This is a genomic window from Mycobacterium sp. RTGN5 (genome assembly GCF_033804465.1).
GTDB lineage: Bacteria > Actinomycetota > Actinomycetes > Mycobacteriales > Mycobacteriaceae > Mycobacterium.
In genome coordinates this window covers 1,607,818-1,623,249 of record NZ_JAPZLA010000001.1, presented here as the reverse complement: position 1 = coordinate 1,623,249, position 15,432 = coordinate 1,607,818, and the positions used below count along the sequence as shown (strand labels likewise).

Genomic DNA, 15,432 nt, shown 5'->3' with positions numbered 1-15,432 from the left:
GCTACGTACGACGCAGCCGGAGTACTGTCCACAGGACATGACTGGGGCGACTGGATTCGTCGAGGCGAATGGGCTGACGTTCGCCTATATCGAGGAGGGCTCCGGGCCCCTCGTGCTCATGCTGCACGGTTTCCCGGACACCGCGCATACGTGGGACGACCTGCGTCCGCGGATAGCCGCCAAGGGGTATCGCGCGGTCAGCCCGTTCATGCGTGGTTACTACCCGACTGGAGTGCCGGTCTCGGATGCCGATCAGGAGACGCTGGCGCGCGATCCGCTGGCGTTGATCTCTGCTTTGGGGGCCTCGGAGGCGGTGCTGATCGGGCACGACTGGGGCGCGTCGGCGGCGTACGGCGCGGCCGCGCTGGGGCCGGATCTGGTTTCCAAGTTGATCACGGTGGGCATTCCGCACCCTGCGACGTTGAAGCCCTCGCCGCGAAAATTGTGGGGCGCTCGGCATTTCGCGACATACAAGTTTCCTGGAGCCGCGAAACGCTTTGCCCACAACGATTTCGAAGCCTTGCCCGAGATCTATCGGCGATGGTCCCCGACGTGGAGTCCCCCTGTTGGGGAGTTCGATGCGGTGCGGGAGTGTTTCGCCAGCCCGGGGAGCTTGGACGCGGCATTCGGCTACTACCGGAAGCTTTCGCCGTTCCCGTCTGCGTCCTTGAAGGCGCGGATCACGGTGCCGACCGTCGCCTTTTCCGGACTTGATGATCCGATCGCCGAGTCGTCGGACTACCGGCGTGCTGCCCGGAAGTTTTTGGGCTCGTATGTCATTGAGGAAATTCCCGGTGGGCACTTCATGCATCGGGAACATCCGGAGGTGTTTGCGGAACGGGTGTTGCTTCACCTTTGAGTCATCGGTTTTTTGTCGGACCCTCCTGCGATAATTTCGTTATGTCCTCGATGGCCGTGCTCAGTTCTCAGGAGCGCCTTGAGGTGTTGTTCGAGGAGTTGTCGGAGCTGGCCGGTCAGCGCAACGCGATCGATGGTCGCATCGTGGAGATCGTCGCCGAGATCGACCACGACGGGATCTGGGGCGCTACCGGGGCGCGCTCGGTCTCGGCAATAGTGGCCTGGAAGCTGGGCACCTCATCGACCACCGCCAACACCATCTCGGCTGTCGCGCACCGGCTCCCGGAGTTCCCCCGCTGCGCCCAAGGCATGCTGGAGGGCCGGCTGTCGGTGGACCAGGTCGGGGTCATCGCCGCACGGGCCGCCGACGGATCCGATGAGCACTACGCCCAACTGGCCTCGGTCGCGTCGGTCAGCCAGCTGCGTACCGCCGTCAAGCTCGAGCCCCGACCCGAACCCAACCGCTGGCAGGAACCGCAACGCTGCGTCAAGAAAACGTCCAACGACGACTCCACCAGCTGGAAGATCACCCTGCCCAACGATGAGGCCGGGACCTTCGACGCCGCCCTGCAGTCCCACCACGACGCGCTGGTCGCCGACTGGAAACGCGATCACGACAATGCCGACGGTTCCGATAATGCGCCACCGTTGCCGAACACCACTGATGCCTTCATGAGTCTGGTCGAAGCCGGCTGGGACTCCGATGTGGACCGCCGCCCCCACGGGCAACGCACCACCGTCGTGGTGCACCTCGACGTTGAACAACGTATTGGGGCACTACATCTGGGCCCGCTACTCACCAAGGCTGACCGCCAATACCTGACCTGTGACGCCACCTGCGAGGTGTGGTTCGAACGCGACGGCCAGCCCATCGGCGCCGGCCGCACCACCCGCACCATCAGCCGCCGACTGCGCCGCGCCCTGGAACACCGCGACGCCACCTGCGCAATACCGGGCTGCACCGCCACCCGCGGACTGCACGCCCACCACATCCAACACTGGGAAGACGGCGGACCCACCGAACTACACAACCTCGTCCTGCTCTGCCCCTATCACCACCGGGAACACCACAAACGCGAGATCACCATCAGCGGCCCCGCCGACCACCTCACCGTCATCGACCGCGACGGCAAAACACTCACCCACAGGTCCCTCGCACGCCCACCAAACCTGCCCCCACCACCGGTCCCACCAATGAAGGGACCAACCGGCGAACACATCGACTGGAAGTGGTACCACCCCTTCGAACCCAAAGTTCCACCAGACAACTAGTTCCGAATCTGTTGGGGTATAGATAGATTCATTGCAAGTCCGCCTGCCGCTATCCGTTCAGCTCGCGAATGGGGTCGGTTCCGTCCCAGTCCACCGCCGCGGCCCGGACGAATTCGCCCATCCCGATCGTCGCCGGAGTGAGCTCCATCAGCTCGATGATCGTCGCTGCGTTTCCCGGCGGCGGCTCGAAGTAGGCATACCGGGCCACGCCGTCGTCCCCGCCGGACCACACCACGGGCCACCCCGCGGCCTTGCCCGCCGCCAGCGCGGAGTCGAAGTCGTCGGTCCAGTACGCAAGCTGGTGGAAGCCGTCCCCGCCGGCCGAGGTGAACTCGGAGTAGATCGACGGTGCGTCGTTGTCTTGGTGGATGACCTCGACCTGCAGATCACCACTGTTGGCGAACCCGATCGTCAGTGTGACCGTACATTCCTCGCCGCGATACACGCCTGTCTGCGTGACACCACGCAGCACATAGAACGGACCGACACCGAGCTCAAGCCAGGTGGCTATCGACTTGTCGAAATCCTGCACGATGTAACCGATTTGGCGGATCACGCCGGGCAGCACGGGTCCAGGCACCAATTTTCCTCTCAGCCGGGAAGCACCGGCACCGCGCCGGGCGTCAGGAAAGGTCGCACATCCGACCAGGATTGACTGTTTTCGGCACTGGTGCCCGCCAGTTGCAGCACCCCGCGAGCGTCCGAGACGTAGACCGCGGCGGGGTTGGCCGCCACCGCCGACACCGGCATCACGATGTTCCCATTGGGCCCGTCGGAGTTCACGCCGTCGAGATTCACATACGACACCGGATGCGCAGCATCGGTACGGGTGACCACGATGTCGTCACCGGTGCGCCACGACAGCGACACCACCGACGAGCCGAGGCCGAAACCGAGCCGACGCGGATAGGTCAGCGAGAACTCCCCAGCCGGCGTCTGCTCCACCCCGGCCAGGATCACCTGACCGTTGACCACCATCGCCGCGCGGGTACCGTCACGGGAGAGCTGCAATTCGGTTATCGCACCGGGGAATCGGGACGTCACCGCCGCGGAGTCCACCGGGATCCGCGCGGGCTGCCCCGACGCTTCCTCCTGGATCACCCGCACCACGCTGTTGCCGTCGACCACGACCCACACCGCGTCGTCCAACGCCCATGACGGCCGGGTCAACGACCGCGCGTCGGTGGCCTTCGCCGCCGCGCCACCGTTGGGGCCGATCCACAGTGACGACACCATGTCCGGCGCGCCGGGCCGCAACACGGTCACCGACGCGATGTCCTGACCCGTTCGCGACAGTGCGGCCGACACCTGCGCGGGCATCTGGCCGAACATGCCTGGCACCGGCGTTGCCCGCTGGCCGTCCAGCGACACCATCGACCCGCCGATCAGCGCGTGCACACCAGCCGAAGCGCCGTCGACCGCGCCCGGATCGGTGGCCGCCACATCCGTGGTGTTCCAGCCGTCCTTGAACCTGTCGTCGAGTGGGGCGCCGTCCGCGTTGATCACGTAGGGGCCCTTGATATCGGCGCGGGCCAGCGTCCAAATGATCTGCGCGGCAACCAATTGCCGGCTGTGCGGATCGGTGGTGGTCAGATTCTCCAGATCAACCTTTGCGCCCCCGTACCCGCGCCCGATACCGGTCTTGCCGCCGTCGGCGCGAGTCACCGGACCGATCAGCTTCAGCGGTCCGAGCAGGTTGCGCACGGTCCGTGCCATCTCCGACCGGGGGCCAGCGATCAGCTTGGTGACCAATTCGGTGGCCAGCTGATCTGCGTCCGAGACCGCTACATAGCGCGGATCGGGAACGACGGTCTTTCCGGTCGGGTCGACGAAGTACAACGTGTTGCGCTTGTAGGTCGCCTGGAACTGCTGCCAATCCAGGAAGACCCCGTTGGGCAGCTTGTTGATTCGCCACCCATCCGGGGTCTGCACCATTTCCAACGGCCCGGGGTCGGGCAACTGCCCCCCGGCGGTCTCGAAGACGCCGACATCGGACAGCGACCCCAGCATGTCGGCCTTCATCGTGACCGAAACCCGGTCGGGAGTTCGGGTTTCGATGAACACGACGTTGTCGATCAGCAGTGCGCTGCCCTGGTCATCCCACGCGCTGGATGCCGCCCCGGTGAGAAACTGGCGAGCGGCCAGGTGCCGGTTCGCGGGATCGGCGGTGGCCTTGAGGAATTCGCGCAACAGTTGGTCGGGATCCATGCCGGGAGTCGGCTTGGGCAGGCTCTTCGGCTGGGGCCGCTCGACCGTCCCGATCGCCTGCGGCGCCGAGGAATTCGGCACTCCAGCGCAGCCGCCCGTCAATATCGCGACCAGTCCGGCCATCACGAGGGCCAGCAGCCGGCGTGTCACACGCTCTCCCCCGCCGGCTCGCGTGAGCGTACCTGGCGTTGGTCATTCTGGTTGTCATTACGCTCTGCCGCAACCGGTCTCAGCGGCAGCGGGCTGGTGGTCACCTTGTGGCCGCGCACCAGCGGCAGCGTCAGCCGGAAGCACGCACCCTTGCCCGGTTCGCCCCACGCCTCCAGCCGGCCCTGGTGCAGCCGGGCGTCCTCGATGCTGATCGCCAGGCCAAGGCCGGTCCCGCCGGAGCGGCGCACCCGTGACGGGTCCGAGCGCCAGAACCGGCTGAACACCAGCTTCTCCTCGCCCGGCCGCAACCCGACCCCGTAGTCGCGGACCGTCACCGCGACGGTGTCCTCGTCGGCGGCCATCCGGATCCGCACCGGCTTGTGTTCGGCATGGTCGATCGCGTTCGCGATCAGGTTGCGCAGGATGCGCTCCACGCGGCGGGGGTCGACCTCGGCGATGACGTCGTGATCGGGCAGATTGACCATCAGCTCGATCCCGGCCTCGTCGGCCAGGTGGCCGACATTGCCCAGCGCACTGTTGACCGTCGAGCGCAGATCGACTGCCTCCACGGACAATTCGGCGACGCCCGCGTCGTGGCGGGAAATCTCCAGCAGGTCGTTGAGCAGCGTCTCGAACCGGTCCAGCTCGTTGACCATCAGCTCGGTGGACCGACGCAACGCCGGGTCCAGCTCTTCAGAATGATCGTGAATCAGGTCGGCTGCCATCCGCACCGTGGTCAGCGGGGTACGCAGCTCGTGGCTGACGTCGGAGGTGAACCGGCGCTGCAGGTTACCGAATTCCTCGAGGTTGGTGATCTGGCGTTGCAGGCTTTCGGCCATGTCATTGAACGACACCGCCAGCCGGGCCATGTCGTCCTCGCCGCGCACCGGCATCCGCTCGGACAGGTGCCCCTCAGCGAAGCGTTCGGCGATCCGCGATGCCGACCGCACCGGAAGGACGACCTGCCGCGACACCAGGAGTGCGATCCCGGCCAACAGCACCAGCAGCACCAGCCCGCCGGTGGCCATCGTGCCGCGCACCAACGTGATCGTGTTCTCCTCGCTGCTCAGCGGGAAGATCAGGTACAGCTCGAGATTCGGCACATGCGACGGCGCCGGCGTGCCGATCAGCAGCGCCGGACCGGCGAAGCTGTCGGTATGCACCGTCGAGTACTGGTAGCTGACCTGGCCGGCTTTGACGAAGTCGCGCAACGACTTAGGGATCTGATCCACCGGCCCGGTGGCCGTGGCCGCGCGCGGTCCGTCACCGGGGACAACCAGCACTGCGTCGAAGGTGCCGGCCAGCGCCGCGCCCGACGACTGACCGGTCTTGGAGATCAGGGTGTTGCGGGCCAGCTGCAGGCTGCTGTCGAGGGAACGTGCCTCTTCACCGCTGACGGTGCCGCTGACGGTATTGCGCGCCCGGTCCAATTCCTCGGTCGCCGCATGGACTTTCACGTCGAGCACCCGGTTGGTGATCTGGCTGGTGAGTACGAAGCCGAGCGCCACGATGACCGACGCCGACAACCCCAGCGTCAGCACAACCACCCGCAATTGCAGCGAACGACGCCAGATCAGCCCCAGTGCTCGACTCAGCGCACTCATGCCCCGAACCACGGGACCCGATCGTCCCCACGGGCCGCGCTGCTTCGAGCCACTCCAGATCATGTACGCCGCTCCTCCTCAGCGCTTCGCGCTGTATCGGCGCCGGCGCAAATCACCCGCAGCGCTCCTCCTGCAGCCGGGTCACGGGGGTCCGGCCTTGTATCCCACTCCTCGAACGGTGAGCACCACTTGCGGGTTCTCGGGATCCTTCTCGACCTTTGCCCGCAACCGCTGGACATGCACGTTCACCAAACGGGTATCCGCGGGGTGTCGGTAGCCCCACACCTGTTCGAGCAGCACATCACGAGTAAACACCTGCCGCGGTTTGCGTGCCAGCGCCACCAAGAGGTCGAACTCCAGCGGTGTCAGCGAAATCTGCTCACCCTCGCGGGTGACCTTGTGCGCGGGCACGTCGATGTCGATGTCGGCGATGGAGAGCATCTCGGCCGGCTCGTCCTCGTTGCGCCGCAGCCTGGCACGGACGCGCGCCACCAGTTCCTTGGGCTTGAACGGCTTCATCACGTAGTCGTCGGCGCCCGACTCCAGACCCAGCACCACATCCACGGTGTCGGTCTTGGCGGTCAGCATGACGATCGGCACGCCGGAGTCCGCCCGCAACACCCGGCATACGTCGATGCCGTTCATGCCGGGCAGCATGAGGTCCAGCAACACCAGATCGGGACGCAGCTCCCGCACGGCCGTCAGCGCCTGCGAGCCGTCGCCGATGACCGCGGTGTCGAAACCCTCGCCACGCAAAACAATGGTGAGCATCTCGGCCAGCGATGGGTCGTCGTCGACTACGAGAATCCTTTGCCTCATGGTGTCCATGGTGTCACCGAATTGGGACAAACCCCTGCTACCACACGGGCGAGTTGCGACATTTCCGCTGCGTGGGATGCCCCTAGGGCGCCAGTGACCCCGCCAGCACCGCCGGATCGACGTCCGGGGCGACGATCGACCACGGTCCGCCCCAGTTCGCGGCGCCGAGTTCGGCGTAGACCGCGCCGGTTCGCCGCTGCAGTCCGTCGTCGCGCTCGTAGGCGTCGCGCGCGCGGTCGGCTTCCTGCTCGGCCCGCTGCTTGGCGCGCTGGGCGGCCAGTTCCACCGACGCGTCGAGCAGGATTTGCCGATCGGGCCTCGGCAGGCCGAACCGGCCGTATTCGAGTTCACCGACCCACGACACCACCTCGCCTGCGGCGTCCTGATGCAGACGGGCTGCGCTGTAGGCGGCGTTCGATGCGACGTAGCGATCCAGGATCACCACATCGTGCTCGCGGCGAAGCGCAGCGATCTGGTCGATCGCCCCGGCCCGGTCGAGGGCGAACAACGTCGCCATCGCATAGACCGAAGAGGCCAGATCGCCGTGCCTGCCGTGCAGCGCCTCACTGGCGAGATCGGCGTGGATCGACTCGCCGTATCGCGGAAAGGCCAGCGTGGTGACCGATTTGCCGCCCGCTTCAAAAGCGCGCTGCAGACCGACAGTCAGCGTGCGCTTGCCTGCCCCGTCCAGTCCTTCGATGACGATCAGCACGCGGGCAGCCTAACGGCCGAGAGACCGCCGGCATGCCGACGGCCCCTCGAAACGAAGCGCTCTTAGTAGCGGTAGTGCTCCGGCTTGTACGGGCCGTCGACGTCGACGCCGATGTACTCCGCCTGCTCCTTGGTGAGCTTGGTCAGCGTGCCGCCGAGAGCCTCGACGTGGATGCGCGCGACCTTCTCATCGAGATGCTTGGCGAGGCGGTAGACCTCGTTGTCGTACTCGTCGTTCTTGGTCCACAGTTCGATCTGAGCGATCACCTGGTTGGAGAAGCTGTTGCTCATCACGAACGACGGGTGACCGGTCGCGTTGCCGAGGTTCAGCAGCCGGCCTTCGGACAGCACGATGATCGACTTGCCGGAGTCCCCGAACACCCACTCGTCGACCTGCGGCTTGATGTTGATCCGGGTGGCGCCCGAGCGCTCAAGGCGGGCCATCTCGATCTCGTCGTCGAAGTGACCGATGTTGCCCAGGATCGCCTGGTGCTTCATCGCCTTCATGTGCTCGAGGGTGATGATGCCCTGATTGCCGGTCGCGGTGATGACGATGTCGGCCCAGCCGATCGCCTCTGCTACCGACTTGACCTCGAAGCCGTCCATCAGCGCCTGCAGCGCGTTGATCGGGTCGATCTCGGTGACCGCAACGCGGGCGCCCTGCGCCTTGAGCGCCTCGGCGCAGCCCTTGCCGACGTCGCCGTAGCCACACACCAGCGCGGCCTTGCCGCCGATGAGGACGTCGGTGCCGCGGTTGATGCCGTCGATCAGCGAGTGCCGGGTGCCGTACTTGTTGTCGAACTTGCTCTTGGTCACCGAGTCGTTGACGTTGATGGCCGGGAACGCGAGCTCACCGGCGGCGGCGAACTGGTACAGCCGCAGCACACCCGTGGTGGTCTCTTCCGTCACGCCCTGAACCGACTCGGCGATCTTGGTCCACTTGTCCTTCTCGGTCTCAAAGCGCGCCCGAACCAGCGCCATGAAGACCTTCCACTCATCGGAGGCGTCTTCCTCGGTGGGGGGAACCACGCCGGCCTTCTCGTACTGCGCGCCGCGCAGCACCAGCATGGTGGCATCGCCGCCATCGTCGAGGATCATGTTCGCGGGCTCGCCCGGCCAGGTGAGCATCTGCTCGGCCGCCCACCAGTACTCCTCCAGCGACTCGCCCTTCCAGGCGAAAATCGGGACGCCCTTGGGCTCCTCGACGGTGCCGTGCGGGCCGACGACGGTCGCAGCCGCCGCATGGTCCTGGGTGGAGAAGATGTTGCACGACGCCCAGCGCACCTCGGCACCCAGCGCGACCAGCGTCTCGATGAGCACCGCGGTCTGCACCGTCATATGCAGCGAGCCGGAGATCCGCGCGCCCTTGAGCGGCAGCACATCGGCGTACTCGCGGCGCAGCGACATCAATCCCGGCATTTCGTGCTCAGCCAGCCGGATCTCCTTGCGGCCGAACTCGGCCAAGCTCAGATCGGCGACCTTGTAGTCGATGCCATTGCGGACGTCGACGGTCAGTTCAGACATGTAAGAGCCCCTTTTCCTTCGTCATTGCCTTCTCACGCGCAGACGCGCGTTGGCGACACCCTCAGCCTGCGGGCTCGCGGGACAGGCGCTCAGGCGCTCTGACAGCTAAGGAATATCGATAACACCGTAGCGTTCGGCGAACGGCGTCATCAATCGGGCCAGGTCTAGGGCCACATCGTGGTCAGCCTCGGGTGGCATCGAGACGTAGCTCAACGCCAGCCGCACGATCGCGCGGCCCAGCACACCCGCGTCCTCCTCGCTGGCGCTGACCCAGCTGTTCATGAAGGCCTCGGTGAGCCGGGCCGAGGCGCGGGTGATGATCGGCGCGCTGTCGGTGGTGATCATCTGCAGCAAGTCGGGCTTCGCGACGCCGGTCAGCAAGGAGATGACCAGCGGGTCGGCGGCGGACTCGGTGAAGAACACCCGGAATCCTTCGGTGAACGCGGCAAGGACGTCGCCGACATTCGAGGTGATCGCATCGCCGATGGCATCCACCAGGCGGTCGGCCAGCCGCAACGCATACCCCTGTGCCAGCCCCTGGCGGGAGCCGAACTCGTTGTAGATGGTCTGGCGGCTGATCCCGGCGGTACGCGCGACGTCGGTCAGGGTGATCGCCGACCAGTCCTTGGTCAGCAGTTCTTCACGCATCGCGTCGAGCACCGTTTCCCGCAACAGCGCACGAGACGCTTCGGGATAGGGAACCCGAGGCCTCTTCACAAGCGGGAGAGTACTTGTCACGGCCTCGCAACCTCCACCATCTCGAAGTCCGACTTTGCCGCGCCGCAGTCCGGGCAGCTCCAGTCGTCGGGGATGTCGTCCCATCGGGTGCCCGGCGCGATGCCGTCGTCCGGCCACCCCTTGGCCTCGTCGTACTCGAATCCGCACTGCACGCAGATGAACAGCTTCAAGTCGTTCACGTGCTGACCTCCATCGCTTCGAAGTCCACTTTTTCGCGCACCCCGCAGTCGGGGCAGCACCAGTCGTCGGGTACCTCACTCCACCCTGTTCCAGGTGGAAAGCCCTCCCGCGCAGCGCCTTTCGCTTCGTCGTATACGTAATCGCAGACCGGGCACTTGTAGGCACTCATGCCGCAGCTCCATACCGGGCCAGGATCTTCGCCCGACGACGCGGATCGATGTTCACGCGGGTGATGTCACCGTTGTAGTGCTCGAGAACCCGGTGGTCCATCATCCGCCGCCACACCCACGGGATATAGGTCACGCCGATCAATGTCGCGTAGCCGCTGGGCAATTCAGGGGCTTCAGACATGCTGCGCAACGTCTGGTAGCGCCGGGTCGGGTTGGCGTGGTGATCGCTATGCCGCTGCAGGTGGTACAGGAACAGGTTGGTCACCAGGTGATCGGAGTTCCAGCTGTGTTGCGGCGAGCAGCGCTCGTAGCGGCCGTTTGCGTTCTTCTGGCGCAGCAGCCCGTAGTGCTCGAGGTAGTTCACCGACTCCAGCATCGAGAACCCGAACACCGCCTGGATGATGATGAACGGAATCAGCGCCGGGCCGAACACCGCGATGAGCACACCCCACAGGACCACCGACATCAGCCATGCGTTGAGCACGTCATTGCCCAGCCAGGTCCGCGGATCCCACGGGCTTTTGCCGAGCCGGCGAATACGCGCGGCCTCGAGCTTGACTGCCGATCGTGCGCTACCGAACACGCTGCGCGGCAAGAACTCCCAGAATGTTTCGCCGAAGCGCGACGACGCGGGATCCTCCGGGGTGGCGACGCGGACGTGGTGCCCGCGGTTGTGCTCGATGTAGAAGTGGCCGTAGAAGGTCTGGGCCAGGCTGATCTTCGACAGCCAGCGCTCCAGCGACTCCTTCTTGTGCCCCATCTCGTGGGCGGTGTTGATACCGGTGCCGCCGAGCACGCCGACCGACAGCGCCAGGCCGATCTTGGCGAACCAGCCCAGGCCGCCCTCGTAGCCCAGCCAGCTCAGATTCGACGCGGTGAACATGTAGGCGCCGAAGATCACGCTGACGAACTGGAACGGGATGAACGCATAGGTGCAGTACCGGTAGTACTTGTCGTTCTCCAGGTACTCCGTCAGCTCGTCGGGCGGGTTCTGGCCGTCACGGCCGAACTTCAGGTCCAGCGACGGCAGCAGCACGTAGATCAGGGCCGGCCCGACCCAGAAGAACACCTGCGAGACCGCGGTCCAGCCGAGCTGGTTCAGACCCCAGATGACCGGCAGCACCACGAACAGCGCAGTCGGTGCGATCAGGCCCATCAGCCACAGGTAGCGCTTCTTGTCACGCCATTGCGCTGACGACGCGTGCGCGGCGGGGGCGTCCAGTTGAGACGTCACGACAGTTACCTCCCAAGTCGATTGATGAGTTGACTATAGGAGCAATTTTGTCGGGTGTCTAGACAAACGATGATGTTTTGTAAATCAGTGCACATCAGTCGGCGTGCACGGCCTCCCGCTGCGCAAGCACCGAGTGCCTGCGGCTGTAGAGCAGGTAGAACGCGATCCCGATGGCCATCCACACGACAAACCTGATCCAGGTCATCGCGGTCAGGTTGAGCATCAGCCAGCCGCAGGCGGCGATCGAGAGGATCGGCAGCCACGGGACCAGCGGCGCCCGGAACCCGCGCTCCAGGTCGGGGCGGGTGCGCCGCAGGACGATCACACCGGCGGAGACCAGGATGAAGGCGAACAGCGTCCCGACGTTGACCATCTCCTCGAGCTTGGACATCGGGAAGACAGTGGCGGCCACCGCGGTGAGCACCGCGACCAACACGGTGATCCGCACCGGGGTGCCGCGGTCTCCGGTCTTGGCCAGCTCCCGCGGCAGCAGTCCGTCGCGGGCCATGGCGAAGAGCACCCGCGACAGCCCCAGAATCAGCACCATGACCACGGTCGTCAGGCCGGCCAGCGCGCCGATCGAGATCACCTTGGCCGCCCAGTCCACCCCGTTGAGCTCGAACGCGGTGGCCAGGTTGGCGTGCCCGTCCTCGCCCTTGCCGCGCAGATCGGCGTAACTGACCATGCCGGCCAGGACGATCGACACCGATACGTAGAGCACGGTGACGATGGCCAGCGACGCGAGGATGCCCCTGGCGACGTCGCGCTGTGGGTTCTTGGTCTCCTCGGCGGTCGTGGCCACCACGTCGAAACCGATGAACGCGAAGAACACGATGGACGCTCCGGCCAGCACTCCGTACCAACCGAAGTGGCTGCTGTCAGCGCCGGTCAGCAGGGAGAACACCGACTGGTTGACGCCGGTTCCCGCCCCGCCCTCGCCGGCTTCCGACGGCGGAATGAACGGGGAGAAGTTGGCCGCCTTGACGTAGAAGGCACCGACGATGACGACGAGCGCGACCACTGCCACCTTGATGGCCGTGATCACCGCGGAGACGTTCGACGAGAGCTTCGTGCCCAGTGCCAGCAGCGTGGCGACCACGGCGATGATGATCAGCGCGCCCCAGTCGAAGTCGAGCGGGCCGATGGCCACGACTCCGCCGGAGAAACCGAAGACGGTGCCCAGGTAACTCGACCAGCCCTTGGCCACCACGGCGGCGCCGACCGCGAACTCCAGGATCAGATCCCAGCCGATGATCCACGCGGTGAGCTCGCCGAACGTCGCATACGAGAACGTGTAGGCACTGCCGGCCACCGGCAGCGTCGAGGCGAATTCGGCGTAGCACAGCGCGGCCAGACCACAGGTCACCGCGGCGATGACGAACGACACCGAGATCGCCGGGCCGGTGATGTTGCCGAAGGTCGACGCGGTGACGGTGAAGATGCCGGCGCCGACGACGACCGAGACGCCGAAAACCGTCAGATCCCACCAGGTCAGGTTCTTGCGGAGCCGGGTGCCCGGCTCGTCGGTGTCCAGGATCGATTGCTCCACCGACTTGGTCCGCCAGTTTCGGGTCATCTGCATTCCCCTCTAGTACCCCGGTTAGTCCCCAGTCCCCCGGTTAGTCCCCAGTCCCCCGGTTAGCCGCAGTTGCAGCAGGGTACGAGGACGGCGTGGGACGACCCGGCAGAACCGCGCAGCGCGAACATGCCGTCGTCATCGGGGCCAGCATCGCCGGGTTGTGCGCCGCGCGAGTGTTGTCCGACCACTATGACCACGTGACGGTCTACGACCGGGACGCGCTGCCGAGCAGTCCGGGCCATCGCAGCGCGGTCCCGCAGGATCGCCACGTACATATCCTGATGGCGCGTGGCGCCGCGGAATTCGAGGCGCTGTTTCCGGGCCTGCTCGACGAGATGGTCGCCGCCGGGGTGGCCAAACTCGAGAACCAACCCGACAGCATCCACTTCGGCGCCGCCGGGCATGTGCTGGGCACCGGGCACACCTTGCGCCACGCGTTCACCGCCTACGTGCCCAGCCGCAAACAGCTGGAGTGGCAGATCCGCCGCCGTACCGCCGCGCTGGCCGGGGTCGAGATCGTGCAACGCGACGTCAATGCACCACGATTCGACGGCGAACGCCAGGCCGTCACCGGCGTCGAGCTTTCCGCCGCAGGCCGCAACGAGTTCATCGCCGCCGATCTCGTTGTGGACGCCTCCGGGCGGGGCACGCGGCTGCCCGCCTGGCTCTACGAATGGGGATTCGCCCGCCCCGAGGAAAACACCATCGATGTCGGAATCGGTTATGCCACACAGCAGTTGCGCATTCCCGATGGGCTGATTGCCGAGAAAGTCGTGGTCGCCGGGGTGTCGCGGAGCCAACAGGCAGGGCTCGGCATGCTGTTCTACGAGGACGGCACCTGGGGATTGACCACCTTCACCGTGGGCCACACCACCACACCGCAGACCCTCGCCGAGATGTGCACGGTCGCCGACGAGGTCCTGCCCGCCGCGCTGGCCGCCGCGATCCGTCAGGCTGAACCGTTGGGCGACATCGCGTTTCACCGCTATCCGGTCAGCCGCTGGCGCCGATACGACAAGCTCGAGCGGTTCCCCGTCGGCATCATCCCCTTCGGCGACGCGGTGGTGAGTTTCAACCCGACCTATGGCCAGGGCATGACGATGACCGCCCTGCAGGCCGGCCATCTGCGCCGGCTGCTGGCCTGCGGTACCCAACACCTGGCCTACGATCTCGGGCGCGCCACCGCCAAGACCACCTACCCGGTGTGGACGATGAATGCGATCGGCGACCTGACCCTGCACGGCAGCGAGGGTCCGGCCCCCTGGTGGTACCGCCCGGTCGGCGCTCTGTTCGACCAGTTCCTCGGCGCCGCGGAAAGCGAACCGGTTCTGGCGGAATGGTTTCTGCGCCGCTTCAGTCTGCTCGACAGCCTGTACATGGTGCCGCCTCCTGGCATCATCGGCCGCGCGATCCGGTACAACATGTCGCAGTGGTGGAAACAGCGGCGGACTACCGCGCCAGCGCGCGATCCAGATCCGGCTCCAGGTAGATGACCTGAGCCGCGGGCACCGCCGCCCGTACGGCGGCTTCGGCGTTGTCGATTGTGGTGGCGACGGTGGCCAGGTCGGTGTGGGCGGCCAGCGCGATCTTGGCTCCGACGAGCATCTCGTCCGGGCCGAGGTACTGCGTGCGCAGGTGAATGACCCGGTCGATATTGGCGGTGTTCTCCAGCGCGTCCCGGATCGCCTGGCATTCGTCGACGGTGGCCCCTTCGCCGATCAGCAGGCTGTGCATCTCGACCATGAGGATCACCGCGATCACACCGAGCAGCACCCCGATACATGCCGTGCCGATGCCGTCCCAGACCGGATTGTCGGTCAGAATCGTCAAGCCGACACCGGAGAGCGCCAACACCAGTCCGATCAGCGCGCCGGTATCTTCGAGTAGCACCACCGGCAGCTCGGGGCTGCGCGAGCGGCGGATGAACTGCCACCAGGTGCTCTTGCCCTTCAGCGGGCGCGATTCCACCACCGCGGTGCGAAAGCTGTAGGACTCCAAACCGATTGCCACCACCAGGATCACGATCGCCACGATCGGCGAGGTGAGCGGCGCCGGGTGACTGATCTTGTGATAGCCCTCGTACAGGGCGAAGATCGCGCCAAGAGAGAACAGCACCAGGGCCACGACAAACGAGTAGAAGTACCGGCTGCGGCCGTACCCGAACTGGTGCAGGCTGTCGGGTGCCTTGCGGGCCTCGCGCTGACCGAACAGCAGCAGTCCCTGATTGGACGTGTCGGCCACCGAGTGCACTGCTTCGGCCAGCATCGACGAGCTGCCGGTGATGAAGTACCCGACGAACTTCGCGGCCGCAATGCCCGCGTTGGCGGCCAGCGCCGCCAGGATCGCCTTGGTGCTGCCCTCGGTCGACATCCGTTGTCCTCCTTG

At 65.9% G+C, this 15,432-nt stretch carries 15 protein-coding genes; 3 read left to right on the top strand and 12 right to left on the bottom strand.

The window, feature by feature from the left end; all coding sequences use genetic code 11:
* Positions 1-37: 37 nt before the first annotated feature.
* A complete protein-coding gene (locus SLQ31_RS07945; protein ID WP_319431233.1) occupies positions 38-859 on the top strand; it encodes an alpha/beta hydrolase in 822 nt (273 codons plus the stop codon).
* Between the two features lie 41 nt (positions 860-900).
* Positions 901-2,130 (top strand): HNH endonuclease signature motif containing protein, encoded by a 1,230-nt coding sequence (locus SLQ31_RS07940; RefSeq protein WP_319431231.1) that lies wholly within the window; start codon positions 901-903, stop codon positions 2,128-2,130.
* A gap of 49 nt (positions 2,131-2,179) precedes the next feature.
* Here the strand turns inward: SLQ31_RS07940 and SLQ31_RS07935 are convergent, their stop codons facing one another.
* The 11 genes from SLQ31_RS07935 to SLQ31_RS07885 form a co-directional block, all read right to left on the bottom strand.
* Positions 2,180-2,710, bottom strand: coding sequence for a VOC family protein (locus SLQ31_RS07935; RefSeq protein WP_319431230.1), 531 nt, complete (start codon positions 2,708-2,710; stop codon positions 2,180-2,182).
* A gap of 11 nt (positions 2,711-2,721) precedes the next feature.
* Complete coding sequence (gene lpqB / locus SLQ31_RS07930; protein ID WP_319432944.1) at positions 2,722-4,461, bottom strand: MtrAB system accessory lipoprotein LpqB; 1,740 nt, start codon at positions 4,459-4,461, stop codon at positions 2,722-2,724.
* A 23-nt stretch (positions 4,462-4,484) separates the two neighbouring features.
* The gene (gene mtrB / locus SLQ31_RS07925) at positions 4,485-6,155 is read right to left on the bottom strand and encodes an MtrAB system histidine kinase MtrB (RefSeq protein WP_319431228.1); all 1,671 of its coding nucleotides are present in this window, start codon (positions 6,153-6,155) and stop codon (positions 4,485-4,487) included.
* Positions 6,156-6,233: 78 nt separating this feature from the next.
* Positions 6,234-6,920 (bottom strand): two-component system response regulator MtrA, encoded by a 687-nt coding sequence (gene mtrA / locus SLQ31_RS07920; protein WP_071947075.1) that lies wholly within the window; start codon positions 6,918-6,920, stop codon positions 6,234-6,236.
* Between the two features lie 73 nt (positions 6,921-6,993).
* Positions 6,994-7,623: a dTMP kinase gene (locus SLQ31_RS07915; RefSeq protein WP_319431226.1), complete on the bottom strand. Its 630-nt coding sequence runs from the start codon at positions 7,621-7,623 to the stop codon at positions 6,994-6,996.
* Between the two features lie 62 nt (positions 7,624-7,685).
* Entirely contained in the window at positions 7,686-9,146 is a 1,461-nt protein-coding gene (ahcY, locus tag SLQ31_RS07910; protein WP_319431225.1) for an adenosylhomocysteinase, read from the bottom strand.
* Positions 9,147-9,251: 105 nt separating this feature from the next.
* A complete protein-coding gene (locus SLQ31_RS07905; protein WP_413641926.1) occupies positions 9,252-9,794 on the bottom strand; it encodes a TetR family transcriptional regulator in 543 nt (180 codons plus the stop codon).
* 86 nt (positions 9,795-9,880) lie between these two features.
* Positions 9,881-10,063 (bottom strand): rubredoxin, encoded by a 183-nt coding sequence (locus SLQ31_RS07900; RefSeq protein WP_319431223.1) that lies wholly within the window; start codon positions 10,061-10,063, stop codon positions 9,881-9,883.
* A complete protein-coding gene (locus SLQ31_RS07895) occupies positions 10,060-10,233 on the bottom strand; it encodes a rubredoxin (protein ID WP_319431222.1) in 174 nt (57 codons plus the stop codon). Before SLQ31_RS07895 ends, SLQ31_RS07900 begins: the two co-directional genes overlap by 4 nt.
* Positions 10,230-11,390 carry an alkane 1-monooxygenase gene (locus SLQ31_RS07890; RefSeq protein ID WP_319432942.1) on the bottom strand — a complete coding sequence of 387 codons (1,161 nt, stop codon included), beginning with the start codon at positions 11,388-11,390 and terminating at the stop codon, positions 10,230-10,232. Before SLQ31_RS07890 ends, SLQ31_RS07895 begins: the two co-directional genes overlap by 4 nt.
* A gap of 172 nt (positions 11,391-11,562) precedes the next feature.
* Positions 11,563-13,044 (bottom strand): amino acid permease, encoded by a 1,482-nt coding sequence (locus tag SLQ31_RS07885; RefSeq protein WP_319431221.1) that lies wholly within the window; start codon positions 13,042-13,044, stop codon positions 11,563-11,565.
* 95 nt (positions 13,045-13,139) lie between these two features.
* On the opposite strand from SLQ31_RS07885, the gene SLQ31_RS07880 reads away from it, so the two are divergent.
* A complete protein-coding gene (locus SLQ31_RS07880) occupies positions 13,140-14,540 on the top strand; it encodes an oxidoreductase (RefSeq protein WP_319431220.1) in 1,401 nt (466 codons plus the stop codon).
* Here SLQ31_RS07880 and SLQ31_RS07875 read toward each other — a convergent pair.
* Positions 14,497-15,417 (bottom strand): cation diffusion facilitator family transporter, encoded by a 921-nt coding sequence (locus SLQ31_RS07875; RefSeq protein ID WP_319431219.1) that lies wholly within the window; start codon positions 15,415-15,417, stop codon positions 14,497-14,499. The genes SLQ31_RS07880 and SLQ31_RS07875 overlap by 44 nt on opposite strands.
* Positions 15,418-15,432: the final 15 nt, after the last annotated feature.

Bases quoted from the DNA above. Each gene is read 5' to 3' on its own strand.
- SLQ31_RS07945 (WP_319431233.1), top strand. From the start codon at position 38: ATGACTGGGGCGACTGGATTCGTCGAGGCGAATGGGCTGACGTTCGCC.
- SLQ31_RS07940 (WP_319431231.1), top strand. From the start codon at position 901: ATGTCCTCGATGGCCGTGCTCAGTTCTCAGGAGCGCCTTGAGGTGTTG.
- lpqB (WP_319432944.1), bottom strand. From the start codon at position 4,461: ATGGCCGGACTGGTCGCGATATTGACGGGCGGCTGCGCTGGAGTGCCG.
- mtrB (WP_319431228.1), bottom strand. From the start codon at position 6,155: ATGATCTGGAGTGGCTCGAAGCAGCGCGGCCCGTGGGGACGATCGGGT.
- mtrA (WP_071947075.1), bottom strand. From the start codon at position 6,920: ATGGACACCATGAGGCAAAGGATTCTCGTAGTCGACGACGACCCATCG.
- ahcY (WP_319431225.1), bottom strand. From the start codon at position 9,146: ATGTCTGAACTGACCGTCGACGTCCGCAATGGCATCGACTACAAGGTC.
- SLQ31_RS07905 (WP_413641926.1), bottom strand. From the start codon at position 9,794: ATGCGTGAAGAACTGCTGACCAAGGACTGGTCGGCGATCACCCTGACC.
- SLQ31_RS07895 (WP_319431222.1), bottom strand. From the start codon at position 10,233: ATGAGTGCCTACAAGTGCCCGGTCTGCGATTACGTATACGACGAAGCG.
- SLQ31_RS07890 (WP_319432942.1), bottom strand. From the start codon at position 11,390: ATGGGCCTGATCGCACCGACTGCGCTGTTCGTGGTGCTGCCGGTCATC.
- SLQ31_RS07885 (WP_319431221.1), bottom strand. From the start codon at position 13,044: ATGACCCGAAACTGGCGGACCAAGTCGGTGGAGCAATCGATCCTGGAC.
- SLQ31_RS07875 (WP_319431219.1), bottom strand. From the start codon at position 15,417: ATGTCGACCGAGGGCAGCACCAAGGCGATCCTGGCGGCGCTGGCCGCC.